This window comes from Streptomyces sp. NPDC007896 (genome assembly GCF_042959425.1).
Taxonomy (GTDB): domain Bacteria; phylum Actinomycetota; class Actinomycetes; order Streptomycetales; family Streptomycetaceae; genus Streptomyces.
In genome coordinates, this window is the sequence record NZ_JBIBKX010000017.1 from 115841 (window position 1) to 140370 (window position 24530).

20 protein-coding genes are annotated in these 24530 nt (G+C 67.1%); 14 read left to right on the forward strand and 6 right to left on the reverse strand.

All coding sequences use genetic code 11. The annotated features are described in order from the left end of the window. Window positions 1–106: 106 nt before the first annotated feature. The 3 genes from ACFZDJ_RS41785 (at window position 107) to ACFZDJ_RS41795 (ending at window position 2639) form a co-directional block, all read left to right on the forward strand. Entirely contained in the window at window positions 107–487 is a 381-nt protein-coding gene (locus ACFZDJ_RS41785) for a four-helix bundle copper-binding protein (RefSeq protein WP_384906714.1), read from the forward strand. 76 nt (window positions 488–563) lie between these two features. Continuing rightward, window positions 564–1346, forward strand: a complete 783-nt coding sequence (locus ACFZDJ_RS41790; RefSeq protein ID WP_391067085.1) for a hypothetical protein — start codon at window positions 564–566, stop codon at window positions 1344–1346. A gap of 114 nt (window positions 1347–1460) precedes the next feature. Then, complete coding sequence (locus ACFZDJ_RS41795) at window positions 1461–2639, forward strand: acyl-CoA dehydrogenase family protein (protein ID WP_391067088.1); 1179 nt, start codon at window positions 1461–1463, stop codon at window positions 2637–2639. A 213-nt stretch (window positions 2640–2852) separates the two neighbouring features. Here the strand turns inward: ACFZDJ_RS41795 and ACFZDJ_RS41800 are convergent, their stop codons facing one another. Then, window positions 2853–3650 carry a ThiF family adenylyltransferase gene (locus ACFZDJ_RS41800; RefSeq protein ID WP_391067295.1) on the reverse strand — a complete coding sequence of 266 codons (798 nt, stop codon included), beginning with the start codon at window positions 3648–3650 and terminating at the stop codon, window positions 2853–2855. On the opposite strand from ACFZDJ_RS41800, the gene ACFZDJ_RS41805 reads away from it, so the two are divergent. From ACFZDJ_RS41805 to purU, 5 genes are all read left to right on the forward strand, one after another. Beyond that, the gene (locus ACFZDJ_RS41805) at window positions 3645–4079 is read left to right on the forward strand and encodes a CocE/NonD family hydrolase C-terminal non-catalytic domain-containing protein (protein WP_391067298.1); all 435 of its coding nucleotides are present in this window, start codon (window positions 3645–3647) and stop codon (window positions 4077–4079) included. The two genes, ACFZDJ_RS41800 and ACFZDJ_RS41805, sit on opposite strands and share 6 nt — an antisense overlap. A 181-nt stretch (window positions 4080–4260) precedes the next feature. Continuing rightward, window positions 4261–5292 carry a Gfo/Idh/MocA family oxidoreductase gene (locus ACFZDJ_RS41810; protein WP_391067090.1) on the forward strand — a complete coding sequence of 344 codons (1032 nt, stop codon included), beginning with the start codon at window positions 4261–4263 and terminating at the stop codon, window positions 5290–5292. An 831-nt stretch (window positions 5293–6123) separates the two neighbouring features. Next, window positions 6124–7005, forward strand: a complete 882-nt coding sequence (locus ACFZDJ_RS41815) for a bifunctional methylenetetrahydrofolate dehydrogenase/methenyltetrahydrofolate cyclohydrolase (RefSeq protein ID WP_391067093.1) — start codon at window positions 6124–6126, stop codon at window positions 7003–7005. A gap of 270 nt (window positions 7006–7275) precedes the next feature. After that, window positions 7276–8559, forward strand: a complete 1284-nt coding sequence (locus tag ACFZDJ_RS41820; RefSeq protein ID WP_390933320.1) for a hypothetical protein — start codon at window positions 7276–7278, stop codon at window positions 8557–8559. A 26-nt stretch (window positions 8560–8585) separates the two neighbouring features. Beyond that, window positions 8586–9443: a formyltetrahydrofolate deformylase gene (purU, locus tag ACFZDJ_RS41825; protein ID WP_391067096.1), complete on the forward strand. Its 858-nt coding sequence runs from the start codon at window positions 8586–8588 to the stop codon at window positions 9441–9443. Between the two features lie 92 nt (window positions 9444–9535). Here the strand turns inward: purU and ACFZDJ_RS41830 are convergent, their stop codons facing one another. The 4 genes from ACFZDJ_RS41830 to ACFZDJ_RS41845 all read right to left on the reverse strand — a co-directional run bounded on the left by ACFZDJ_RS41830 (window position 9536) and on the right by ACFZDJ_RS41845 (window position 15521). Further along, entirely contained in the window at window positions 9536–10198 is a 663-nt protein-coding gene (locus tag ACFZDJ_RS41830; protein WP_390933318.1) for a response regulator, read from the reverse strand. After that, complete coding sequence (locus ACFZDJ_RS41835; RefSeq protein WP_391067099.1) at window positions 10195–11775, reverse strand: histidine kinase; 1581 nt, start codon at window positions 11773–11775, stop codon at window positions 10195–10197. Before ACFZDJ_RS41835 ends, ACFZDJ_RS41830 begins: the two co-directional genes overlap by 4 nt. A gap of 337 nt (window positions 11776–12112) precedes the next feature. Further along, on the reverse strand, window positions 12113–13879 hold the full coding sequence (locus ACFZDJ_RS41840) for an FAD-dependent oxidoreductase (protein WP_391067102.1): 1767 nt from the start codon (window positions 13877–13879) through the stop codon (window positions 12113–12115). Window positions 13880–13907: 28 nt separating this feature from the next. Further along, window positions 13908–15521 carry a succinic semialdehyde dehydrogenase gene (locus ACFZDJ_RS41845; RefSeq protein ID WP_391067300.1) on the reverse strand — a complete coding sequence of 538 codons (1614 nt, stop codon included), beginning with the start codon at window positions 15519–15521 and terminating at the stop codon, window positions 13908–13910. A gap of 462 nt (window positions 15522–15983) precedes the next feature. Here ACFZDJ_RS41845 and ACFZDJ_RS41850 point away from each other — a divergent pair, with 462 nt between their 5' ends. Further along, the gene (locus ACFZDJ_RS41850; protein ID WP_391067105.1) at window positions 15984–16790 is read left to right on the forward strand and encodes an IclR family transcriptional regulator C-terminal domain-containing protein; all 807 of its coding nucleotides are present in this window, start codon (window positions 15984–15986) and stop codon (window positions 16788–16790) included. Between the two features lie 129 nt (window positions 16791–16919). On the opposite strand, the gene ACFZDJ_RS41855 is transcribed toward ACFZDJ_RS41850, so the two are convergent. Further along, a complete protein-coding gene (locus tag ACFZDJ_RS41855) occupies window positions 16920–18254 on the reverse strand; it encodes a helix-turn-helix domain-containing protein (protein WP_391067108.1) in 1335 nt (444 codons plus the stop codon). Window positions 18255–18374: 120 nt separating this feature from the next. Here ACFZDJ_RS41855 and ACFZDJ_RS41860 point away from each other — a divergent pair, with 120 nt between their 5' ends. The 5 genes from ACFZDJ_RS41860 to ACFZDJ_RS41880 all read left to right on the forward strand — a co-directional run bounded on the left by ACFZDJ_RS41860 (window position 18375) and on the right by ACFZDJ_RS41880 (window position 24454). Next, on the forward strand, window positions 18375–19796 hold the full coding sequence (locus ACFZDJ_RS41860) for a carotenoid oxygenase family protein (RefSeq protein ID WP_391067111.1): 1422 nt from the start codon (window positions 18375–18377) through the stop codon (window positions 19794–19796). Further along, complete coding sequence (locus tag ACFZDJ_RS41865; RefSeq protein WP_391067114.1) at window positions 19793–20671, forward strand: alpha/beta hydrolase fold domain-containing protein; 879 nt, start codon at window positions 19793–19795, stop codon at window positions 20669–20671. Before ACFZDJ_RS41860 ends, ACFZDJ_RS41865 begins: the two co-directional genes overlap by 4 nt. Beyond that, a complete protein-coding gene (locus tag ACFZDJ_RS41870; RefSeq protein ID WP_391067116.1) occupies window positions 20668–22188 on the forward strand; it encodes an aldehyde dehydrogenase family protein in 1521 nt (506 codons plus the stop codon). Before ACFZDJ_RS41865 ends, ACFZDJ_RS41870 begins: the two co-directional genes overlap by 4 nt. Beyond that, the gene (locus tag ACFZDJ_RS41875) at window positions 22181–23227 is read left to right on the forward strand and encodes an amidohydrolase family protein (protein WP_391067119.1); all 1047 of its coding nucleotides are present in this window, start codon (window positions 22181–22183) and stop codon (window positions 23225–23227) included. Before ACFZDJ_RS41870 ends, ACFZDJ_RS41875 begins: the two co-directional genes overlap by 8 nt. A 78-nt stretch (window positions 23228–23305) precedes the next feature. Continuing rightward, window positions 23306–24454, forward strand: a complete 1149-nt coding sequence (locus ACFZDJ_RS41880; protein ID WP_391067122.1) for an acyl-CoA dehydrogenase family protein — start codon at window positions 23306–23308, stop codon at window positions 24452–24454. Window positions 24455–24530 lie beyond the last annotated feature (76 nt).

The window sequence follows — 24530 nt, forward strand, 5'->3', positions numbered from 1 at the left end:
AGTGCCCGGAGTGGTGCGCATGAACCAGGTGGCGCTGGTCCGGAGAGCTGCCGCCGGGCCCTGAGGTGCGGGGTTTGGCGGGCCTTCCCGCGGCTACCCGCTCGCGGTGACGACAATGACATCCCAGCAAGAACTCATCCGATTCCTGGAGGACCGCTTCGAGTGTGCGCAGGCCTGCGCCGAGGCCGCCCGTGCCTGTGCGCTGCGGGCGAGCGTGGTCGATCCTGACGGGCCGAGGGAGCAGGAACTCGTACGACGCAAAGGCCTTCTGTGCGTGGAGGTGTGCGACGCGACCTGCCGTGTGCTGGCGGAGGAGGCCCGCCGGGACACGGCAGGCATCCGCGTCCAGGTCGAGTGGTGCCGTACCGTCTGCCGCGAGTGCGCGGACGTCTTCGACGAGCACCCGGGCGGCCAGGACAGCGCCAAGGCCTGCCGCGAGTGCGCCCAGGCCTGCACGGACTTCCTCGCCACACTGAGCCGCGCCTGAATCCCTGGAACTCCGCCGCGGAGTTCGGCCACGGCCTCGTTGACGCACCGGCGCCGCGGTGCGGACGATGGCCCACATGCGATTTCTGCGGCGCGTTCGGGACGATCTCTCCTCCGGGGAGAACCTGGAAATCTACGTCACGGCGCTGCTCTCGCTGACCCTGGCGGTGCTCGGTGCACTCGATGTGGCCGGCGGCAAGGTACTGGCCGCGGCCACTCTCGCGACCCTCGCCCTGCTGGCCGGAGGGCTGCTGGGCAGCCGTCGGCAGGTCGCCGAGCTGGTGGCGGAGGTACGCGCCCGCGCCGCCGGCGACATTTCAGCGGAGGACTTCTTCAGCGGCGACAAGCCGGAACTCGTCCAACAGATACGTGGGGCACGGGACATCAGCATCGTTGGAGTGACCCTCGCCCGCACTCTCCGCAACTCGATCGACGAGCTGGAACGTCGAGCCGTCGCCGGAACCGTGATCAGGATCGCGCTCATCGACCCCGCCGGTACGGCGCCCGCCGAGGCCGCGCGCCGCAGCACCGTCCCCCACCGGCCCGAGGTGTACCAGAACCGACTGCGCACCTCGATCGACCTCCTGCGCGAGCTGCTCGAGAATCCAGGGGTGAGGGACAGGGTCGAGGTGAGGTTCCTGCCGTTCGTGCCGGCCTTCGGGCTGGTGCTGCTGGACCCGCGGCGGCCGGGCGGCATCGTCCATGTCGACGTCTACTCCCACAGCTCGGCCAGTGGGGACGCCGTGTTCACCCTGCGCCCCGACCGCGACGGGCACTGGTACCAGCACTTCCAGGCCGAGTTCGACCGTGTCTGGGAGTACGGCCGCCGGGCCGACGCCTCGGACGGGTTCCCCGGGTGAGGGGCTGCCGGGGAGGTCGCGGTCGGGGCGCCGGTGTCATCGGCATTCACAATTTCTGAAACACGTTCTACGGTGTGCGCCGTCAGGTCCGGCCTTGGGGAGCCAGGAGGCGCCGTGCATCTCGAATACACGCCAGAGCAGCAGCGGCTGCGGACCGAACTGCGCGGCTACTTCGCCGAGTTGGTGCCCGACCACGCCTACGCCCGATACGGCGACCCGGCCGCCCAGAAACGGTTCTACCGCGAGACGATCCGGCGGCTCGGTACGGACGGCTGGCTCGGGGTGGGCTGGCCCACGGAGTACGGCGGGCGCGGGCTGACCCCGATGGAGCAGTTCATCTTCTTCGACGAGGCCGCCCAGGCAGGCGTACCGCTGCCGCTGATGGCGCTGAACACGGTCGGACCGACGATCATGCGGTTCGGCACCGAGGAGCAGAAGGAGTACTTCCTGCCCAGGATTCTCTCCGGCGAGATCGACTTCGCGATCGGCTACAGCGAGCCCGACGCGGGGACGGACCTGGCGGCGCTCAAGACCAAGGCCGTACGGGACGGCGACACCTACGTCGTCAACGGGCAGAAGATCTGGACGACGAACGGCGACACCGCCGACTGGGTCTGGCTCGCCGTCCGCACCGACCCGGACGCCCCACCCCACAAGGGCATCACCATGCTCCTCGTGCCGACCTCCGACCCCGGCTACTCCTGCACCCTCATCGACACCCTCGCCTCGCACGACACGACAGCCAGCTACTACGAGAACATCCGCGTCCCTGTCTCGCGCCGGGTCGGCGAGGAGAACAAGGGCTGGCGGCTGATCACCAACCAGCTCAACCACGAACGCGTCACCCTCGCCGCACACGGCACCATGGCGATCCGCGCCCTGCACGACGTCCAGCGCTGGGCCATGGACACCAAGCTCGCCGACGGCCGCCGTGTCGCCGACCTCCCCTGGGTACGCCGCCGCCTCGCCCAGACCCACACGAGACTCGACGCGATGAAGCTCCTGAACTGGCAGATGGTGAACGCCGTCCAGGAGGGCACCCTCACCCCCCAGGACGCCTCCGCGGTCAAGGTGTACGGCTCCGAGGCCCGCCGGGACGCCTACGCCTGGCTCATGGAGATCGTCGCCGCGCCCGGCGTCCTCAAGGAGGGCTCGACGGGCGCCGTCCTGCACGGCGAGCTGGAACGCGGCTACCGCTCGGCTGTGATCTTCACCTTCGGCGGCGGGAACAACGAGATCCAGCGCGAGATCATCTCGTGGATCGGACTGGGGATGCCGCGGGTCCGGCGTTAGTCCGGCTGTGACGAGGCTTCTTAGTTGTGACCACAGACGCTAGTTGTCACATACCGACGACAGTTGGCACCAGTGTTCTGTGGAATCGAGGTCGAGGCCGAGCCATGACACGGCAGTTGGCACTTTGTCACGAGGACTGGCATCGCTGTCGACTCCGTGACGAAGAGGCGCAGGCCGTCGGTCCCTTTCAGTTCTAACCACCGCGTCGCGGATTCAAGATGGAGTGGCGACCGTCTGCAGGGTCGCGACCTCCCCGTTGGCGCCGCGTCCGAGGTTGCCCGTGGACGTACACCAGCGGCAGTGGGTGTTCTGGCGGGGATCTTGGAGATGTCGTTCGCGGGTTCGAGGGCGGTGGATGACTGATCCGAGATCGTCGTCGTTCTCGTGCAGACTGGCGGATGCGAGAAGGAAGTGGGTCACGGCTTCGCCGACGGCGAGGGTGTTGAAGGGCATCACGCTGGGTGCGGGTATGCCGGGGACGTATCGGGCTTGCTGGCGCTCGGCCTCGGGGTGCATCTCGATGGCGAGTTCGGTCGAGTCGATGAGGCCGTTGCACCACAAGCAGCCGATGCCGGGGGCGATCAAGCGTGTGGCGGTATGGATCTGCCCGACCTCACCGTCTGGGGAGACAGGGATCTTCACGGCGACCTGAGTGGCGGGGATGAGGAACTCGTGGACGACGGCGTTGACCCAGTGCCGGGCCGAATGGCTGTCGGCGGCCAGGAAGATCCAGTCGCATCGCACCAGCTCACGCAGCGCCTCGGGGTCTTCGACTCGGCGCCGGACTGTGGTCAGCCGGATCTGTGGATTCGCCCGGGTCGCATTGCGGGCGGCAAGATCGGTTTTGGGCTTGCCGACATCGCTGCGCTCGGCTGCCGGCAGGCGCGGGAGGTTGGTCGCGTCGACGGTTTCGTTGTCGATGAGGACGAGTTCCGCGACGCCGAGCCGGGCGAGTTCTCCTCGGCCGCACCCAACGCCTTCGCCTACCTCCAGACCAACCCACGCCTGCATGAGTGGTCCAAGCGCGGCGACGTCCTGGTCTTCGACGCCGAACCGACCCCGGCATCTCTCGACCTGGCGGGCCCGATTTCCCTCGACATTGCTCTCACCACCACGGGGCCCTCCACCGATCTCTTCTCGAAACTGCTGGATGTCCACGCGGACGGTGACGCCGAACTCGTCGCCCATGGCCGCGTACACATGGACAACCCGGCGAGGCGGTTGACGCTCAGCCTCGGCCACGCCGGATACAGGCTGCGCACCGGGCACCGCCTGCGTCTGCACCTCCACAGCAGCGACTTCCCCGAGTTCGTCCTCCATCCGGGCACCGACGAGAACCCATGGCTCGCGACCCACGGCGAGCGGACAACCCAGCGGATCCGGCCGGGTGGCGCCGACGGCGCTCGGCTCGCTCTGACCGTTGCGTCTCGGGAACATTGATCTCGCGCACACTTGACGGATGAGTGTGGGAACAGAGGCTCCGTCCCCAGGAACTTGAGGGCGGGGGCTTCTGTGCATGGGAACGGGAAACCGGTCCGAGCGGGTCCGATTCCCGCCGGTCCGACCGACCGGACCACGTTCTCCCCATCTGAGGAAGACAGAGAAAGACAGAGGAGCTCCCTTGGACACCCCCGTACGCATCGGACTGATCGGCTACGGCTTCGGCGGCCGTGTCTTCCACGCCCCGCTGCTCGCAGCTGCCCCGGAATACGAGTTCCTGGGTGTGGTCACCACTTCGCCCGAGCGCCGGGCCCAGGTCGCCCAGGACGTGCGCCGGCCGACCTTCGAGTCACTGGAGGATCTGGCTCGCGCCGGCGCAGAGGCGGTCGTTGTCTCCACGCCTGCGGTCACGCACATCCCTTTGGTGCGGCAGGCGCTGGAACTGGGCCTGGCCGTCGTCTGCGACAAGCCATTCGCACTCGACGCGGCATCGGCCCGTGCGACCGTCGAGCTCGCGGAGAAGCACGGCCGTCCGCTGACGGTCTACCAGAACCGCCGGTGGGACTCCGACTTCCTCACGCTGCGGACGCTGCTGGACAGCGGCGAAATCGGCACCGTGCTCCGCTACGAATCCCGGTTCGAGGTCTTCAGCCCCGAAACAGGTGCTCCCGCCGCAGGTGGTGGCACCCTCGTCGACTTCGGCAGCCACTTGGTCGACCAGGCTCTGGTGCTGTCCGGCCCGGTGGAGCGGGTGTACGCCGAGATGCACCACCACGAGGACGAGGACGGACTCGACGACGACGTATTCGTGGCCCTGACTCATCGCAACGGGGTGCAGTCCCACCTGTGGGGCAGCTGGCGGCAGGGCGCCCCGGGACCCAGCCTGCGCGTCACCGGGACCACGGGCACCTTCATCATCGACCACAGGGACAGTCAGGACCGCGCGTTGATGCGCGGTGCGACCCCGCAATCCGAGGGTGACAGCTGGGGGAGCGAGCCCGAACACCTCTGGGGCCAGGTTCGACGCGGAGACACCGTCGAGCCCGTAGCCTCGACCCACGGCAGGTGGGACCTGTTCTATACCGCCTTCGCCGCCGCAGTCCGAGGTAAGGGACCTGTTCCCGTCGACCCCTGGGACGCGGTGGCCACCGCCGACGTCCTGGACGCCGCCCGGTCCAGTGCCCGCGATGGCCGGGTGGTGCACCTGCCTTGACAGTGTTTGACCACAGAGTCCGGGCGACACCGGCCCCCCACGGCCCGACGTCCAGCAACAGGCAAGGCAGGGAAGACAAGACCAGATGATCCGCATCTCCTCCAACGCCGACTGGCAGATGCGGACACGGGTGAGCTCATTCACCGAACTTGCCGGGTCCCAAGGTCCCGTTCCGACCAGTGGCTCTGCGGCACGGCGCGATGGACGAGCAGCAACTGAAGTACCTGGCCGGCACCGACGGTTGGAGCCCGGTCTTCTGACCGAAGTCAAGGCTACGGGCACACTGCCAACCAGCGGAGCCCTCGCCATCAAGGCGAGTTGAGAAACCACGGCGGGTCCAGGAACAGCGTGACTGTCCCGGACCCGCCATTGGTTTCAAAAGCGACGGCAGCGCGTTTTCCGGTATGCCAGGTTCGGTCCTTGCGCTTTTCTTCGGAGTTCTCTGACGGTCGAGCCGACGGGTTTCAGAAGGCTGGGCCGGGGGATCGCAACGCCACCACCGCATTCTCGAAAATGGTGATGCGTGCGCGTTCTAGAAGATCCTGCCTCCCTGTCGCGGGGCGACGACCAAAGTGTGTCCTTCCATCTTTCCGGAGTGCAGCTATTCGCAGGTCATGTGAGGACGGCCATACGTCAATTGTCCTCATCGCATGTGCCATGGTCGGCGAGCCGCAGGTGTCGTCCGCCCGATGTCCTTGTATGGCGGCGCCACTAGCGTCAAAGAGCGGATGGCGTTCCAGGTGCGCCGCTGCGACCCGACCGAGGCGACGGAGTCGAATGACGCGTGGCGCCTCCGGACGCACCTGACGAAAGGTGGTTCTCGTGTGTGCAATGACGATCCAAGCAGGCCGACCGGCCACGGCACACCTTCTGGATGGGAGGGGTACAGCTCGGTCGATCCGTGCGGAGCTCAAGGAACGCGTCTCACACTTGACCGAGTTCGGCGTGAGGCCGGCCCTGGCAACCGTGTTGGTCGGCAGTGACCCCGGAAGCGCGGCCTACGTGGCCGGTAAGCACCGCGACTGCGAGGAGATCGGCATTCGGTCTCTACGAGTCGAACTGTCCGATTCGGCAACTGAAGATGACGTCCTGTCAGCGGTCGCCGAACTGAATCAGGATCCCAACTGTACTGGTCTGATTGTGCAGTTGCCGCTACCGGCGGCGATTGATCGAGGGGCCGTACTGGAGAGCGTGGCTCCTGAGAAGGACGTCGACGGCCTCCATCCGACGAATCTCGGGCGGCTCGTCATCGGCACCCCGGCGCCGCTGCCCTGTACACCCCGCGGCATCGTTGAGCTGCTGCGGCGGTACTGCGTTCCGCTGACCGGCGCCGATGTCGTCATCATCGGCTGCGGAGTAACTGTGGGTCGTCCTTTGGCGCTGCTACTGACCCGGCATACGGAGAGCGCGACGGTGACGATGTGCCACGAGGAGACACGTGACGTGTCGGCCCATACCCGGCGTGCCGACATTGTCATCGCCGCCGCCGGCGCGGCGGCCCTGGTTCAGGCCGACGACATCAAGCCCGGTGCCGTCGTCCTCGACGTCGGTATCACCCGGACCGAGGCCGGGATCGTGGGCGACGTCTCCGCCGACGTGGGCAACACCGCGCACATGCTCGCACCAATGCCCGGCGGCGTGGGACCCATGACTCGGGCCATGCTCATGACCAATGTGGTCGAGGCTGCCGAAAGAGCGTTGACAGGGCGCTGACGTTTGCCGCGCGAAGTTGGGAAGCGGGACGTTCGAGATCTGCTGCTCGCACGTCCATTCCCCAATACACGCACCTTGGATTCCGCTCCCACCACTGACGTCATTCCCCGACCCGGTGCTGTACAGCTGCGGCCGTACGTCATTCGTCGCAACGCAGGCCAGGCAAAGGTGACGCCGAGTGGAGTCATAGGAGCGATTCGAAGTACCGGGCCATGGGCCTAGCGTCGGTCAGTGCCGACCGTTCTGGTCGATTCGTGAAACGAGGACGACATGAATTACACCGTCAGCGGTATGCGCAAGCCCCCGGAGGGATACGCCTGGAGCCGCTTCGGCCAGCCGGAATACACCGACTGGCTCGACGAGAGCCTCTCGTGGAAGGAAACCTGCTACATCGGGGACTGGTCGTTCCTGTGGCAGCACCGCATCACGGGCCCGGACGCCCTGGCCCTGCTCGGTGACATCACCGTGAACAGCCTGGCCTCGTTCGCGATGGGGCAGTCGAAGCATGCCATCCACACCAACAAGGACGGCAAGGTCATTCACGAAGGGATCCTGACCCGCTTCGGCGACGAGGAGTTCGTGCTGCACGGCCGCGGTGGATTCTGGGTCGACCACTACCGCTCGCAGACCGACTACGACGTCAAGATCGAGCGCGAGGACTGGTTCATCCTCCAGGTCTCAGGGCCCAAGTCGATCAACGTCCTGGATAAGGTGGCGGGGAACTCGAACCTGCGGGACGCCGGCTTCATGCGGGTCAACGCGGTCACGATCGCCGGACACGAGGTCTGGGCCCTGCGCCAGGGCATGGCCGGAGAGATCGGTTTCGAACTTCAGGGGCCGATGGAGTTCAAGCAGGACGTCTACGACCGTATCGTCGAGGCCGGTCAGGAGTTCGGGATCCGGAAGCTCGGGGCCCGGACCACCATGATCAACCATCTGGAGGCGTGTTTCCCGACGATCGCCACGGACTACATCCCGGCCATCTTCGACGAGGACATGGCGGACTACCGCAAGGTCTTCACCGCCTCCATGCCGGCGTTCGCTCAGCCCGCCTACATCGCCGGCTCCTACGACGGAGCCGACATCAGCGACTACTACCGAAGCCCCGTCGAGCTGGGATGGGGCCGCAACATCAAGTTCGACCACGACTTCCTCGGCCGTGAGGCGCTGGAGGCGGAGAAGGCCAATCCGCGCCGCGTCATGCGGACCCTCGTGTGGAACAGCGACGACGTCGTGGACATCTTCGCTTCGCTCTTCGGGAAGGGCGAGCACTACTCGTTCATGGACATGCCGCGCGATCAGCGCGGCTACATGTGGGCGGACAAGGTCACGAGCGGCGACGACCTCGTGGGCGTCGCTACGTCTCGCGGTTACAGCTACTACTACCGGCAGATGCTGTCGCTGTGCACCATCGACGTCGCGCACAGTGAGCCGGGTACCGAGGTCGTCGTGCACTGGGGGGCACCCGACGGGCCGCAGAAGACCGTCCGCGCGACTGTTGCTCCCGCCCCCTACAAGCCCGACAACCGCCATGCGGATCTCCACCAGGCGTGATCATCCGAAAGACGAGAGCCGACACCATGCCCAACTCGTTCACCCTGACGTTCGCCTGCAAGGACCGCCCGGGAATCGTCAGCCGCGTCACCACGGGACTCCTGGCCATCGGCGGCAACATCCAGGACGCCAACCACTTCAACGACGGAATCTCCGGCCGCTTCTTCTGCCGCATCGAGTTCGAGGTGCCGGCCGGAGTGCCCAAGACCTCTGTCGAGGAGAACGTCTCCGCAAGTCTCACCCCGCTGGACGCCACGTGGTCGGTGCGGGGCAAGGACGAGCGGATGCGGGTCTTGATCATGGCCTCGAAACTTGATCACTGCCTGGCCGACCTGTTGTACCGGTGGCGCATCGGTGAGCTGCCGATGGACATCGCCGGTGTGGTGTCCAACCACCCGCAGGACGTCTACCAGCACATCGATTTCGGGGACATTCCCTTCCACCATCTGCCGGTGACGAAGGAGAGCAAGCCGGAGCAGGAAGCCAAGCTGCTGGCGCTGGTGGACGAGTACCGGGTCGAACTCGTGGTGCTGGCACGGTATATGCAGATCCTGTCGGACAAACTCGCGAGCCGTCTTGAGGGCAGGTGCATCAACATCCACCACTCCTTCCTGCCCGGGTTCAAGGGGGCGAAGCCGTACCACCAAGCCCACCAGCGCGGTGTGAAACTCATCGGTGCCACAGCTCACTACGTGACCGGCGACCTCGACGAGGGACCGATCATCGCCCAGGACGTGGAACAGGTCAGTCATCGAGACACTCCGGATCAGCTGGTCCGCAAGGGCCGTGACATCGAACGGCGGGTACTGGCCCGGGCGGTGCGCTATCACATCGAAGGTCGGGTGCTGCGCAACGGTCGGACCAGTGTGGTGTTCTCGGACTGACCGGTCCGGGTGACGCCACAGGCCGTCTCAAGCACGGGACCTCCCGGTGCGCCAGTCTCCGGTCGGTGCACCGGCGTACCTTCCAGCACCCTCTAGGGAGCCACGAGCCCTTCCCTCACAGCGACCAGTGCTGCCTGGGTGCGCGAGCTGAGCCCCAGCTTGGCCAGCAGTCTGCTGACATGGGTCCGTGCGGTCCGCTCGCTGATCGCCAACTGGTCGGCGATCGCCCGGTTCGACAAGCCTCCGGCGACGAGGCGGAGGACCTCGCGTTCCCGGGAGCTGAGGGATCCCAGACCGGCGGACGGGGTGACAAGCCGCTGGGTGAGCCTGCGCGCGATCGCCGTGTCCAGGAAGACCTCGTCGCGCTGCGAGGCCCTGATCGCCGCCTCCACCTCGTCGGACGAAGCGTCCTTGAGCACGTACCCGGACACACCGTGCGCCAGCGCCGCGTGGACGCGTTCCAGCTCGGTGAAGCTCGTCAGGATGACCGTCCTGATCACAGGATGGCGCTCGGCGAGCGCAGCCGCCGTCTGGATCCCGTCCAGCCGCGGCATGTTCAGGTCGAGGAGTACGACATCGGGAAGTTCACCGTGGGCGTGCATGGCGTCGAGCTTCTCCAGCGCCTCCTGCCCGTCCGCGGCCCCACCGATCACGATGATGTCGTCAACGAACTCCAGGAAGCTCGCGATCCCGCGTCGGACCACCGCGTGGTCGTCGACGACGAAGACGGTGATGTCCTTCGTCTGTTCACTCATGCGCTGTCCACTCGCTCCTGGTCTGTCCGGCTGGCTGTCGTCGGCAGCTCGGCCCGTACCCTCGTCCCCAATCCTTCGTGCGCCGCCGTCAGGAAGACGTGGCCGCCCCACCTGCTCGCTCGGTCGCGCATGGAGACCAGGCCGAATCCGCCGCTTCCGCCGGCGCCGTCGGACGAGATCCCTCGCCCGTCGTCGATCACGTCGATCCGCACAACGCCCCGCTCGCGGTCGACCTCTGCGATCACCCGGACGATCGTCGGCGCCGCATGCTTGACCGCATTGTGCAGGGCCTCGCTGACAATCCGGTACATGTCTTCTCGCAGGTCAGCGTCTCCTGCCCCGCCGTCCACGAGGGCCTCGATGTCCAGATCGACCGTCACGTCATACCGGCGTTCGATGCCTTCCGCGAGGGCGTTGAGCGCGGGGAGCAGACCGAGCTTCGCCGATACCGGCGGCTGGAGGGCCAGAATGACGCCGCGAAGATCGCGTTGCACGGAGTCGACGAGATCGGTCACCTCCGTAGCGACGGTCGCGAGGCGTTCCTCGTACGGCCCGGGGAGACGACGTGCGATGCCCTGGACGGCCTTGGCCTGCATCCCGATGGAGAAGACATGCTGCACCACTGAGTCATGGAGATCCCGGGCCAGCCGTGCGCGCTCCTCACTGCGTGCGGACAGACGCCCCTGATGAATGAGGGTGGCGTAGTCCACGGCCAACGCTGCCTGTTCGGCCATGGAACTCAGGAAATTCAGCATGGCGGGGGTTGCCTGGAAGCCCGAGGCGACGTAGACGTTGAGCGCTCCGAGTGCCTTTCCCCGTGACAGCAGCGGTGTGCTGACGAAGTCGTCCCACTCCAGTTGAGACACGTACGCGTGCAGTGGTTCCCACGAGGGGTCGGCAAGCATCTGGGCCCGGCGCCCCGGCACCACGTACTGCTTGCGTGCGCTCATGCTCCGGTGGGTGGCCAGATCGGCGCCTCGGTCGCGTGATGCCATGAGCAGATCGAAGAAACGCTCCACCTCGGCAAAGCCGGCAGCTCCCATGAGGCGTAGCCCGTCTCCTCGCGGAGCGAAGGTCATGATCTGTGTACCCGCGACTCCGTGCGAGCGCTGGACCTCCACCGCCATGGCTTCGAGAACCTTCTCCAGCGAGCTGTCCGAGGTCACGGTTGCGGCGGTGCGCGCCAGGGCGGATATCCGGCCGTGCTGGTGCTGCTGTTCCGTGACGTCGCGGAAACTGACGGGCGTGACGATGCTGCCGGGGCCCACCTCGATGCGAACGCCCTCGGTGTAAGCCAGCCAGCGGGGGCCCTGAGCGCCTTCCGACCACACGCACACGTTTTCGTCTGGTTCCTCGCCCCGTTCGGCGCCCAAGTCGACCGATCTCCGCAGCCGGAACGGGGCGGGCATCCCGGTCAGATCGTGTCGCGGCCGGTGCAAGACGCAGGCTCCGCTCCGGTTGACCCATCGGATCGAACCGTCGCTGCCCACGAGTGCGATGCCCGTAGCGACCCCGTCGAACAGGGACTCCCAGCCGTTCGGGCTCATCTGCGACGGCGGAAGATCGGAGCCGGCCACGAGAACGTCCCTTCCTTGCGCACAGGTACACGCCACCGATACTCGTGCGGCTGAGAGCGCCAGTCGCTGGCCAAAGAGACCAACGTATGCCGTCCATCTGTGCATTTCATACAGCCCCAGACCTCGATGGAAGCAGCGCCGTACCTCGTGGTCCACCGTGTGCCGCAGCGCTATGCGGCCAAGGGACGCCATGTCGATAGAGCGAAGCTCGCCGTGCACTGGGCACAGACGGGGTCGAGGAGGCTGCTGGGCCGGGCCTCTGACCAAGGACGACGAAGCTGTCGGCGTAGTGGACCGGGCACCAGCTCTCTTTCTCTGGGTGTGGAAATTCTCGTACTCAGTCCTCCCGCGAGCGCCGCGAGATCGGGACGATCGGCAGATGCAGAGCGCCGAATGCTCCCTCGGGAACCGCCGGACTATTCGGCCGCACGGGGCGGATACGGCGGTAACCGTTCTCCTGGGCAGGACGAGGATCTGTGTCCCCGGCGTTGGGCCAGAAGGACATGGCACGCTCCGCCTGGGCGGTGATGGTGAGGGACGGGTTCACACCGAGGTTCGCCGAGACGGCTGAGCCGTCGACGATGTGGATGCCCGGATACCCGTGGAGGCGGTGGTAGGGATCGATGACTCCGTGGTTGGGGTCCTCACCGATCGCGCAACCTCCGAGGAAGTGTGCTGTCATCGGCATTCCCGTCAGTTCTCCGATGTTGCTCGCTGCGAAGCCGTTGATCTCCTCGGCGAGCAGCGCAGCGATCTCGGACGCCTCAGGGATCTGCGTCGGATTGGGCGACCCTTCGCCCTGTCGGGCTTTCAGCGTCCCTCTGCCGATGCCCGAGGACTTCACAAACGTGGTCAGTGAATTGTCGAACGTCTGCATGACCAAACCCAGGATGCTGAGTTCGGACCAACGGCGGATGGACAGGGAGCGCACAGCATCCACGGGATGCCGGGCGCAGTTGGCCACCCAGGCCAGGGTGCGCGGAAGCCGGGGGTTGTACGGGACTTGCAGGACGGACATCCCGGCCAGGGCATTGGAGCCGCGTCCGTAACGCACGACTTCAACATGCGTGGTTTCGTTCGGGTGGACCGAGGATGTGATCGCGACGCCGCGGGTGAAGTCCGGGGCGTGCCCATGGCGCCTGCGATAGCGTCCGGGCGAGGTCTGAGCACTCACCAGAGCTTCGGAATTCGTCCGCGTGAGGACGCCCAGTCGGTCTGATATCCGCGGCAGTTGCCCGGTCGACCGCATGGTGTGCAGCAGCGTCTGTGTGCCGTATGTGCCGGCTGCGATCACAACCTGACGGGCGCGGAGTGTCCGGTCGCGGGACTTGCCTCGTTTTTTCGTGGGACGTGTCAGGACCAGGTAGCCGCCGACGCCGTCTTCGCTGAGTCCGGTGACCGTCGTCAGGGGATGGACGACGGCTCCGGCCTGCTCGGCCAGGTAGAGGTAGTTCTCGTTCAAGGTGTTCTTGGCGCCGTAGCGGCAGCCGGTCATGCACTCACCGCACTCGATGCAGGCCCGCCGGGCGGGCCCGACGCCACCGAAGTAGGGATCGGCCACCTCGGCACCCGGGTCGGTCTTGACGGTTCCGTCGCCATCCTGCCCGTCGCCGAAGAAGACACCCACCGGGGTCGGGTGGTAAGTGTCGGCGATGCCCATTCGCGTCGCAGCCGCCTTCAGATGCACGTCTGTCGGCGTGGTCGACGGGTTGAGGCGGGAGCCCAGCATCCTGCGCGCCTGCTGGTAGTACGGCGCCAACTCCGTTTTCCAGTCAGTGATGTGGCCCCACTGGCGGTCCTCGAAGAAGGCCACCGGAGGTTCGTAGAGAGTGTTGCCGTAGTTGAGGGAGCCTCCACCGACGCCGGCCCCTGCCATGACCATGACCTTGCCCAGTACATGAATGCGCTGAAGGCCATAGAGCCCGAATCTGGGAGCCCACAGATAGTCCCGCACATGCCAGGAGTTCTTCGGCAGGGTGTCCTTCGTGAAGCGGCGGCCCGCCTCCAGCACGGCGACCTTGTAGCCCTTCTCGCTCAGGCGGAGTGCGGAAACTGATCCGCCGAATCCGGATCCGATGACAACGACGTCGTAGTCATACTGCATGGTGCAGATCTCCTCGAAAATGAACGGCTCAGCGCAGCCGAAGGGTTTTCATCGCGCCCAGCACCCTGCTCATCAGCGCCGCATAGCTCGCGTCGTCCATGCCGCGCGATGGTCCGAGCGGAATCAGGCGCTGAGTCGCGACCGTCTGGGCCTCGGTGTACCGGAGGATGCCCTCGGCGCCGTTCCGGCGGCCGAGCCCCGAGTCGCCCATGCCGCCGTGCGGCGCCTGCACACTTCCGTACGCGGCGGCGTAGGCTTCGTTGACATTGACGGAGCCGGTACGGAGACGGCCGGCGAGGGTGCCCGCACGCCGGGTATCCCGGCTCCAGACACTGGAGTTGAGGCCGTACGGTGTGGCGTTGGCGAGCGTCAAGGCTTCGCCCTCGTCGGCGAATCGGTAGACCGAGACGACGGGGCCGAACGTCTCCTCGCCGTACGCCGCCATCGACGGCTGCACGCCTTCCAGGACGGTCGGTTCGTAGAAGTACGGCCCGACGTCCGAACGGTGGTGACCACCTGCCAGCACGGTCGCGCCCTTCGCGACCGCCTCGTCCACGTGGCGTGTTACGGCTTCCAACTGCCGGGGCCCGGCCAAAGAGCCGATATGGGCTCCAAAACCGAGACCTGAGCCAAGGGAAAGCGCCTTGGTACGCGCCAAGAACCGGTCGAGGAAGTCATCGGCCACCGACTCGTGGACGTACAGCCGCTCCACGGACTCACAGAGCTGGCCGGCTGATGTGAAGCAGGCTCTCACGGCCCCTTCCGCTGCCCTTTCCAGGTCGGCGTCGTCCAGCACGAGCAGCGCGTTCTTGCCGCCGAGTTCCAGGGACACTCCGACGAGACGGTCGGCGGCCTGCTTCGCCACCAGCCTGCCTGTGGCGGTGGAGCCAGTGAAGGTGACGTGGTCCGCTTCAGCGATCACGGCGGCACCGACGACGGGGCCGTCACCGAGGACTATCTGCCACGCGTCCTTGGGTAGCCCTGCCTCGACCAGGCGCTCCCGAGCCCACAGCACGGTCAGCGCCGTCTGTGTGTCCGGCTTCGTCACGATCGCGTTGCCTGCGGCGAAGGCGGGCAACGCGTCGCCGACGGAGAGGGCGAGCGGATAGTTCCACGGCACGATCTGCCCGATCACCCCCTTGGGCCTGCGCGCTTCGACCACGCGAGTCAGCATCGGCACGACACCTCGATGGCGGCGAGGCTTCAAGTAGGCGGCGGCCCGACGCCCGTAATGGCGCGCGGTGCCCAGGGCGCCTTGGATCTCCTCGTGCGCGTGCAGTCGGGTCTTGCCCGTCTCGACCTGAATGAGATCGAGGATCTCATCCTGTGCTTTCAGCACGAGATCGTGGAACCGGAGCAACACCTCGGTCCGCTGGGCGACAGGAGTCGCAGCCCAATCCTCCTGGGCGTCTCGCGCCCGCATGAACGCTGCGGTGACGTCCGCGGGACTGGACTCGGGCAGTTCAGCAAGCGGCTCGCCGGTGAGGGGAGTGCGGGTCGACGTCCGGCCCGTACCGATCATGTCCCGGGTGAGTCGTGCGACCAGAGCGGGTGTCACCACGTCCGCTGTGGTCCTCGGACCTGTGGGAGCCACTGGGTTTCCGTCGGTCGAGACAACCGCCATGGTCACTCCCTTTTCCATCGATGAATGGCCACACGACGCACCTTCGCGACCGGACGCCGTGTGGAGATGATCGTGAGCACTGGGGCAAGGCAAGTCATTGGTTCGGTCAGCCAAACCTGAGCGCACAGATGTGTATTTTGCACAACCGACACCTGAGGCGGGCTGGCGATTGCCGCCAGCGCGCACATGCAAGGCCAGGGCCTCGTAGCGGCCGAGGCGTTCTCCGCCTCGCCGGACTTCTCGAAGTGGACGGAGCACTCCTGCGCCACGAAGCCGGTGGGTGGCTTCATGTTCATGGTCGGCCTGCAACTTCCGCGCCGGTGGCGGAACCACGTACCTGTACGACTCGCAGACCGGTTGCTCCGTGCCCGCGGCGATCTCGATCGCGCGGGCGACCCATCGCGTGGATAGACGTTGGCGCCGTGAGTTGTCTGGTGCATGGATGTGGACCGTGGCCGGTTCGGATCGCACGATGGCGGTATGAAAGTCCACACCGGTGAGTCGGTGCTGTCCCGGGCGGTCCGTATCTTCGAGGCGTTCACCACGGATGACGTACCGCTGACGGTTTCCGACATCGCCCGGCGCACGGGCCTGCATCTGGCGACGGCCTCGCGGCTGGTTGCGGAGCTGGTCGAGCACGGATTCCTGGGCCGCGACGACGATCGTCGGGTACGGATCGGGATGCGGTTGTGGGAGCTGGCGATGCGCGCCTCGCCGACCTTGTCGTTGCGGGACGCGGCGATGCCCTTCATGGAGGGCGTGCACGATGTCACGGGCCATCACGTGCAGTTGGGGGTGTTGGAGGGGAACGAGGTGTTGTTCCTGGAGCGGTTGTCGGCTCCGGGCGCGGTGATCAACTACACCCGGATCGCCGGGAGGCTGCCACTGCACGTGTCCTCCAGTGGACTCGTCCTCCTCGCACATGGTGCCGGTGAGCTGCGGGAACGGGTGCTGACTGGGCCTCTCCCCGGCTCCACGCGCCGCACGCCTGACACCCCGGAGCGGCTGCGTGCCGAGCTCGTCGACATCCGACGACAGGGCTACGCCTTCTGTCCCGGGTACGTGCACGAGGACGCCCTCGGCATCGCGGCTCCGGTACGCGACGAGAGGGGTTTGGTGGTGGCCGCCCTAGCGGTGATCGTCCCCAATGACTCCGGGGCCCGGGCCATGGTGCCGGTGGTGCGGACGGCCGCCCTCGGGGTATCGCAGACCCTGGCGGCGTCGACCCGTGGCCTGCCTGTGGGGAGGCCGTACACCTTCGCCTCCCAGGCCCCGCCGAGACCGTAGTGAAGGGCTCTGTGCGGTCAGCGGGGGGCTTGTTTGCGCGGGTGAGCCAGGATGCAGGGGTTGTCCCGAGTCGCATTCCCGAAGCGGCTGTGCCGAAATTCAGGCGGACCATGCACGGCCGTCGGGCGCTCAGCCTGGCTGGCCCGCGGAGGGGAGAGCAGGGCCGGCGCCCGAGGCGAACAGCATCGCGAGCCGCAGGGCAGTGTGGGTTTCCAGGGTGCGGTCGGTGACGGAGCGGCCGAGAAGTTCCTCCGCACGCCGTAGCCGGTACACCACGGTGTTGCGGTGGACGTACAGCGCCTCGGCGGCTCGGGCGATGCTGCCGCCGTGGTCCAGATAGCTGAGGAGGGTCTGCCGAAGGTCGCTGGTCGTGCGGTCCGGGGCGGCCAGAGGGCCGAGTTCCTCGTCGATGAACCAGCGGCCGCGTTCGGGGTCCTCAGTGAGCAGCGCGGCGAGCGCGATGTCGTCGTACACGGTGACCTGCTCGGGCCGTCCGGTGAGGCGGGCGACCCGGTAGGCGTCGAGCGCGGCGAGATGGGTGCGGCGGAATCCGTCCCGGCCGGGTGCCGGGCGGCCTACGGCGATCCCGACGTCTTTCGCGAACCCTGATTGCGGAAGACGGTCCGGGAGCCGCAGGCCCGAGGCCGGTGAGGTGGCCCAGGCCCACAGGGTGCTGCGGTCGGTGTCAAGGGTCAGCAGTGCGGGATTCGCCAGGGCGGCGGCGACCTCACGCAGGGCATGCGCAAGGTCATCATGCGGATCCGGCGAGCCGCTGGCGCTGTCCAGCCAGAGAATAAGGCCGAGATGTTGGCCTGTGAGGTCGATACCGAGGGTGCGCCGGGCCGCGTCCATGTCGACCGGATCGCCGTTGATGATCGAGGTGATCATGATGCGCTGATCCGCGATGCGCTGGGCAATCAGGCGCTGGCGCTGGGTGAAGTAGTCGGCAATGACCGCGTCCACAGAGGCATCGAAGAACTCGTTCACGACCTCTGTCACCTCGCGCACGAGCTGCCCGCGCTCGGCGGCGGGCTGGTGCCCGTCGGCCAGGTCGAGGAGCGCCCCCGACCAGTGCTTCCGGATCATCCGCAGTCCCTGGACGATCCTCTGGAAAGGGACTCCCGCTTTGGCCAGATAGGTGTTGATCGCGACCTCGTCCGGACTGAGCGCGAACGGCCGACCCTGGCCGTGCAGGGCCAGGAGCAGGTCAAACCCCGTCTGCTCAATCGCGGGCGCCAGCCGGGGGAGCAGCGCGGCCTTGTGCTCCTCGGTGACCTCGGCAAGCACTTGAGCCAAACCCTGGGCGGACAGCGCTACGGCCCAGCGCACCGGGTTGTCGCCGACCACCTTGACGACGGATGTGATCATGTCCGGTTCGCTCGCCGGGGCGGTCGCGGTCTCGGTCGGAGCCGTGAGCCCCGCGACGAGCCGGGGGGTGAGTCGGACTCTGGCCACTGCAGTCATGTGGTGATTGTACAAAATCCACATTCGAGGTCGGACCTTTGGCTGCCCAGCCCAATGACGTTCCGGGGCCCCGCGCCGACGATCAACACGTAATGCCTGTACCGCGCGGAAGGAATGATCATGACGTCCACGACGCCGCCGAAGATGTCGGCCCAGCCCGAGTCCGAGGCCCCGCACAACCAGTTCCTTGAGGGTCCGTTCGCCCCGGTGGACCAGGAAATCACGGTTCACGACCTCAAGGTCACCGGAACGATCCCGCCGGAGCTGAGCGGCCGTCTGTTGCGCGTCGGCCCGAACCCGATCGACCCCGAAGACCCCATCACGTACAACTGGTTCTCCGGCAATGGCATGGTGCACGGCGTCCGGCTGCGCGAAGGCCGGGCCGAGTGGTACCGCAACCGTTTCGTGCGCGATGACCAAGTCGTCGTAAGTCGAGGCTGGCCCGAGACCCCCGGTCCCAAGGAGTCCGCCCCCGGCCCGCGTTACGCGCGCAACAACCACGGCAACACCCACACCTTCGCGCAAGGCGGCCACACCTTCGCCTTCGCCGAAGGGGGCACCCTGCCCTTCGAGTTGAGCTACGAGCTTGACACCATCGCCCGTTCCAACTTCGAGGGCACCCTGAACGGCGCATGGACCGGCCACCCGCACCGGGACCCCGTCACCGGCGAACTGCACGGCATCGCCTACCGCTGGGACTGGAACTACGCCCAGTACCTGGTCCTCGACACCAATGGCAAGATCCGCAAGTCCGTGGACATTCCCCTTGAGGGCCGGCCGATCATCCACGACATGGCACTCAGCGCACGGTACGTCCTCTTCTTCAACGGTTCGGTCCAGGCCCACCCCGGCCTGCTTGAGCGCGGCTACGACTTCCCGTACGCGTGGGACTTCGACCACCGCCCGGCCTGGGGGCTCCTGCCCCGGGAAGGCACCGCAGACCAGGTCGTGTGGTGCGAGACCGAGCCGACCAGTGTCTTCCACATCCTCGGTGCGTTCGACCTGCCCGACGGCCGGGTCGCCGTGGACGGAATCAGCTACGAGAAGCTCTTCCAGACCGACACCACCGGGCCCACCGAGTCGCCCTCCCGGCTCGACCGCTACATCCTCGACCCGGCCACCGGCCGCTGCACCGTGGAGCGTCTCAGCGACACCCAACCGGAGATGCCGCGCCTCGACGAACGCCTGATCGGCGTCGCGGAGCACCGCTACGGCTACTTCAGCAGCCGCAGCAAGGAAACCGGCAGCATGCTGCTCAAGCAGGACCTGGACAAGCGCACCCACGAGTCGTACGAGTACGGCCCCGGCCGCTTCGGCATGGAAGCCGTCTTCGTCCCGCGCACCGCCGACTCCGCCGAGGACGACGGCTGGCTGATGACATACGTCTCCGACCTGGCCAACAACTCTGCCGAGGTCGTCATCCTGCACGCGCAGGACCTGGCGGGCGGGCCGGTCGCCCGCGTCCACATCCCGCAGCGGGTGCCGCTGGGATTCCACGGCAACTGGGTTCCGGACGAGGACATCGAGAAGAGCCGCGCATGACCTCCCCGAGCGAATACGAGTATGAATACGCCGAGGTGATCCGGCAGACCCCGGCGGAGGTCACCCCAGAACTCATCCGGAACATGTGGGCACTGTTCGCCCTCGCGCACCAGGCCCGTGGCCACCAGGCTCCGATCATCGAACGTGACCTCGCGTACGGCCCGGATGCACGGCACCGCCTTGACGTCCACACCAGCCGAGCCCTCCAAGGCCCCGCCTCCGTGCTGGTGTTCGTGCAGGGCGGCGGCTTCGTGGCCGGGGACAAGCACACGCCCGGCATGCCGTACTACGACCACATCGGCCGTTGGGCGGTCGACCGGGGCATCGTCGGCGTCACCGTCAACTACCGACTGGCTCCGGACCACACCTTCCCGGCCGGCGCCGAGGATGTGGCGGCGGCCGTTGACTGGGTGCGCACGAACATCGCGGCGCACGGAGGAGATCCCCGGCGGATCGTGCTGGCCGGACACTCCGCCGGCGCCGCTCATATCGCCGGATACCTGGCCGGACACGGGGGCGCGAAGCCCGACGTGGCCGCCGCCGCCTTCCTGTCCGGGATCTACGACCTGCGCGAGGCCGAGAAGAACGAGCTGCTGAGCGCGTACTTCGGCTCAGACCCCTCGGCGTACACCGCCCGGGAAGCACTGCCGTCCCTGCGCACCTGCGGGATCCCGCTGCTGGCCGCCGTAGCGGAACTGGATCCCCCGCTCTTCCAGGCGCAGGCCGAGGCCGTACAGGACGCGGCCAGTGTCTTCGTCCGGGTCGGCGGACACAACCACATCTCCGAGATCGTCTCGCTCGGTGTCGACGACGGCCCGCTCGGTCAACCGCTCCTGCGGTTCATCGAGCAGCACACCGCAAGGAGCGCAGCATGACCGACGAAAGACTGCTCAGGGCCCCAGTTCTGGTGGGTGGCGAGGAAGTCCCCACCGCATACGCACCCGTGCTGAACCCGGCCCGTATCTCGGAAACCGTCGGTGAACACGCTCTCGGAGGTGCCCGGGAAGTCGACCTGGCAGTGTCCGCCGCCGTGGCGGCCTTCCCCGCCTGGGCGGCGCTGGCCGTCGGCGAGCGGGCTGCCTACCTGCTCAAAGCAGCCGACACCATAGAAGCCGAACTCGACGACCTCACCGTGCTCATCACACGAGAGACCGGCAAGGCGCTGCACGATTCGCGCGGCGACGCGGTGGGAGCACCCAAGCTGCTACGGCAGTTCGCCGCCCTGGCCGATGACATCGCCGCCGCCTCCGAACGCCCCGCGGCGCTGCCGCGGCCGGGCCGAGCGGTGACACGGTACGTACCGATGGGACCCGTCGGGGTCATCGCTCCGTGGAACACGCCGGTCTACCTCGCCTTCAACTCCATCGCCCCGGCCCTCATCGCCGGCGACACCGTGGTCGTCAAGCCGCCCGAGGAGGCCCCGCTGGCACTGAGCTGGGCCGTGGCACTGCTCGCGGACGCGCTGCCGCCCGGCGTCGTCAGCAACGTCCCGGGCCTGGGCACCGAAGCGGGCGCCGCGCTCTCCGCCCACCCGGCCATCCGCAGAATGATCTTCACCGGCTCCGTCGCCAGGGGCACAGCAGTGATGCAGGCCGCTGCCCCGACCCTCAAGAGCCTCACCATGGAGCTCGGCGGCAACGACGCGGCGCTCGTGCTTCACGACGCCGAGATCGACGACGCCATGGTGCGCGAGATGGTCGCCGGCGTCTTCGGTGCCAGTGGACAGATCTGCTACAACATCAAACGGATCTACGTTCACTCCAGCCGTTTCACTGAATTCACGGCCCGCTTCACGGAGGTGGCATCTCGCATCCGGGTGGGCGACGGAATGGATCTCCGTTCGACCTTCGGTCCCGTCACGACGCGCGCGCAGTACGACCGTGTTCTCGCTCTGCGTGAGGAGACTGCCGCTTCGGGCGCCAAGGTGACCACCGTCGGCGAACAACTGGACCCTGAGGGCTGGCAGGACGGCTACTTCATCCTGCCCAGCATCGTGACCGGGGCCGCCCCGGACTCCCGTGTCGTCGCCGAGGAACAGTTCGGGCCGATCATCCCGATCCTGCCCTTCGACGACGAGGAAGAGGCGGCACGGCAGGCCAATGCCACCGAGTACGGCCTCGCCGCCTCCGTCTGGTCGGCGGACACCGACCGCGCCTGGGCCCTGGCCCGCCGACTGGAGGCCGGCAGCGTCTTCGTCAACGTGCACCGGGTAGGCGCCTCCCCGGCATCGGTGCCGTTCGGCGGCTTCAAGCACAGCGGCATCGGTCGTACCCACGGCCTGGAGTCGGTGTTCGACTGCATGGAACTGCAGGCCGTCGTGGAGTACGAGGACCCGTCCCTCTTGCCGGGCACCGACCACTGGAACGCTCTGCTGGAGGCACGCGATGTCTGACAACGCTCGCGGCCATCTGCGCATCGCCACCGAAGAAGCCTTCGCCCCACCCGAACTCCTCACTCTCTACCGGGACATGCTCGACCGCGGTACGGCTTCGCACGGCGATCCCGGGTTCCAGAGCCTCATGGGCTTCTACACCGGCCACCGCAGCGAGCGCACCGAGTTCGTCTTCGACCGACTTCAGAACCTGGGCGCGGGGCGCATCGCCGATATGGACGCGGCCGGAGTCGACCGCCAGGTCATCTCCCTGACCTCTCCGGGCACCCAGGTCCTGGGCACCGCGGACGCCGTCGCCATCGCCACGCTCGCCAACGATCAGCTGGCCGAGGCCGTACGACGTCACCCAGACCGCTTCAGCGGTCTGACCGCCATCGCCCCGCAGGACCCGGAACATGCCGCCAAGGAGATCGAACGAGGCCACCGGGAACTCGGCCTGAAGGGGGTGATCATCAACTCCCACACCCAGGGCGAATACCTGGACGATCCGAAGTTCTGGGCGATCTTCGAGGCGGCAGAAGCCCTGGACACACCGATCTACCTCCACCCCAACACCCCGTCCCCGCGCATGATCGGCCCGCTGCTCGACGCGGGCCTGGACGGCGCGATCTACGGCTTCGGCGTCGAAACCGGCATGCACCTCCTGCGGATCGTCACCGCCGGCGTCTTCGACCGCTTCCCGCGCCTGAAGATGGTCGTCGGCCACCTGGGCGAGGCACTGCCGTTCTGGCTCTACCGACTCGACTACATGCACGGCGCGACCGTCCGGGCGGGCCGCTACCCCTTCATGAAGCCGCTGAAGCGCAAGGTCAGCGACTACCTGCGGGAGAACGTCTGGGTCACCACCAGCGGCATGCCCTGGGCTCCGGCCATCATGTTCTGCCGTGAAGTCCTGGGTCCCGAACGGGTGCTGTACGCGATGGACTACCCCTACCAGTACGCCCCCGAAGAGGTCATAGCCCAGGACAACCTCCCCTTGTCACCGGCCGATCTCAAGGTCTTCTACCAGACGACCGCCGAAGACCTGTTCCACCTGTAGGAATCTCGGCTCGCCCTGGCGGCTCGCCGGCCGGAAGAGCGTCGGTGCGCCGCCTTTCGGCAAGAAAGGAAGCAACCGATGGAACGTGCTCGCTTCACCGAGGAACACGAGCTCTTCCGGACCGGCGTGCGGGAGTTCGTCAACCGCGAGATCGCGCCCGCGCTGGCGAGCTGGGAGCAGCAGGGGTGGATCGACCCGCAGATGTGGCGGGCAGCCGGGAAACAGGGCCTGCTGGGACTGACGGTGCCCGAGGAATACGGTGGCGAGGGGTGCCGCGACTACCGGTTCCGTTGTGTGGTGATGGACGAACTCGCCGAGGCGGGGGCAGCTTCGGTGAACGTGGCGCTCGGCGGATTCGACGATCTCGTGGCCCCCTATCTGGTCGACCTCGGCACCGAGGAGCAGAAGCGGCGCTGGCTCCCAGCGCTGTGCGCGGGAGAGCGGACCGCTGCCATCGCGATGACCGAACCCGACGCCGGCAGCGACCTGCGCGGGATCCGTACCAGTGCCGTGCGCAACGGCGACCACTGGGTTCTGAACGGCGCCAAGACGTTCATCACCGGCGGCGGCCACGCCGGCCTGGTCATCGTGGTCGCCCGGACGGACCCGGAGGCGGGCAGCAGGGGGTTCAGCCTGCTGGTCGTCGAGGAAGGAATGCCGGGCTTCACCCGGGGCCGGGCCCTGGACAAGCTTGGACAGCGCGCGGAGGACGTATCGGAACTGTTCTTCGACGACGTCCACGTGCCGGTGACCCACCTGCTGGGCAAGGAGGGCGGCGGCTTCGGGCACCTGATGGAACGGCTGCCCAGGGAACGGATGTCGATCGCCTACTACGCCCTCGCCACCGCTGAAGCGGCTCTGCGCTGGACCGTTGGCCATGTGAAGACTCGCCGAGCGTTCGGGCAGGCGATCGCGGAGTTCCAGAACACCAAGTTCACCCTTGCCGAGATCGCCACTGAACTGGACGTCACCCGCGCCTACCTCGACCAAAGTGTTGACGCTCTGACCGCCGGCACGCTGTCCGCCACGGACGCCGCGAAGGCGAAGTGGTGGGCGACTGAACTGCAGCAGCGGGTGATCAGCCGATGTCTCCAACTGCACGGCGGTTACGGCTACATGCGGGAGTACCCCATCGCCCGCGCGTTCGTCGATGCCCGGGTGAGCACTCTCTACGGTGGCACCACCGAGATCATGAAGGAGATCATCGGCCGTCACGTCATCGCCTGACCCCTCAAGCTCAGTTGCAGAAAGCCGGTGTCTCCTGACTCGGTCACCCGACTCGCGGTTGAGTCGGGTGATCTGG

Excerpts from the sequence above, each read along its gene's own strand:
- ACFZDJ_RS41790 (WP_391067085.1), top strand. The coding sequence starts at position 564 with ATGCGATTTCTGCGGCGCGTTCGGGACGATCTCTCCTCCGGGGAGAAC.
- ACFZDJ_RS41800 (WP_391067295.1), bottom strand. The coding sequence starts at position 3,650 with ATGCAGGCGTGGGTTGGTCTGGAGGTAGGCGAAGGCGTTGGGTGCGGC.
- ACFZDJ_RS41815 (WP_391067093.1), top strand. The coding sequence starts at position 6,124 with ATGACGATCCAAGCAGGCCGACCGGCCACGGCACACCTTCTGGATGGG.
- ACFZDJ_RS41820 (WP_390933320.1), top strand. The coding sequence starts at position 7,276 with ATGAATTACACCGTCAGCGGTATGCGCAAGCCCCCGGAGGGATACGCC.
- purU (WP_391067096.1), top strand. The coding sequence starts at position 8,586 with ATGCCCAACTCGTTCACCCTGACGTTCGCCTGCAAGGACCGCCCGGGA.
- ACFZDJ_RS41830 (WP_390933318.1), bottom strand. The coding sequence starts at position 10,198 with ATGAGTGAACAGACGAAGGACATCACCGTCTTCGTCGTCGACGACCAC.
- ACFZDJ_RS41840 (WP_391067102.1), bottom strand. The coding sequence starts at position 13,879 with ATGCAGTATGACTACGACGTCGTTGTCATCGGATCCGGATTCGGCGGA.
- ACFZDJ_RS41845 (WP_391067300.1), bottom strand. The coding sequence starts at position 15,521 with ATGGAAAAGGGAGTGACCATGGCGGTTGTCTCGACCGACGGAAACCCA.
- ACFZDJ_RS41850 (WP_391067105.1), top strand. The coding sequence starts at position 15,984 with ATGAAAGTCCACACCGGTGAGTCGGTGCTGTCCCGGGCGGTCCGTATC.
- ACFZDJ_RS41855 (WP_391067108.1), bottom strand. The coding sequence starts at position 18,254 with ATGACTGCAGTGGCCAGAGTCCGACTCACCCCCCGGCTCGTCGCGGGG.
- ACFZDJ_RS41860 (WP_391067111.1), top strand. The coding sequence starts at position 18,375 with ATGACGTCCACGACGCCGCCGAAGATGTCGGCCCAGCCCGAGTCCGAG.
- ACFZDJ_RS41865 (WP_391067114.1), top strand. The coding sequence starts at position 19,793 with ATGACCTCCCCGAGCGAATACGAGTATGAATACGCCGAGGTGATCCGG.
- ACFZDJ_RS41870 (WP_391067116.1), top strand. The coding sequence starts at position 20,668 with ATGACCGACGAAAGACTGCTCAGGGCCCCAGTTCTGGTGGGTGGCGAG.
- ACFZDJ_RS41875 (WP_391067119.1), top strand. The coding sequence starts at position 22,181 with ATGTCTGACAACGCTCGCGGCCATCTGCGCATCGCCACCGAAGAAGCC.
- ACFZDJ_RS41880 (WP_391067122.1), top strand. The coding sequence starts at position 23,306 with ATGGAACGTGCTCGCTTCACCGAGGAACACGAGCTCTTCCGGACCGGC.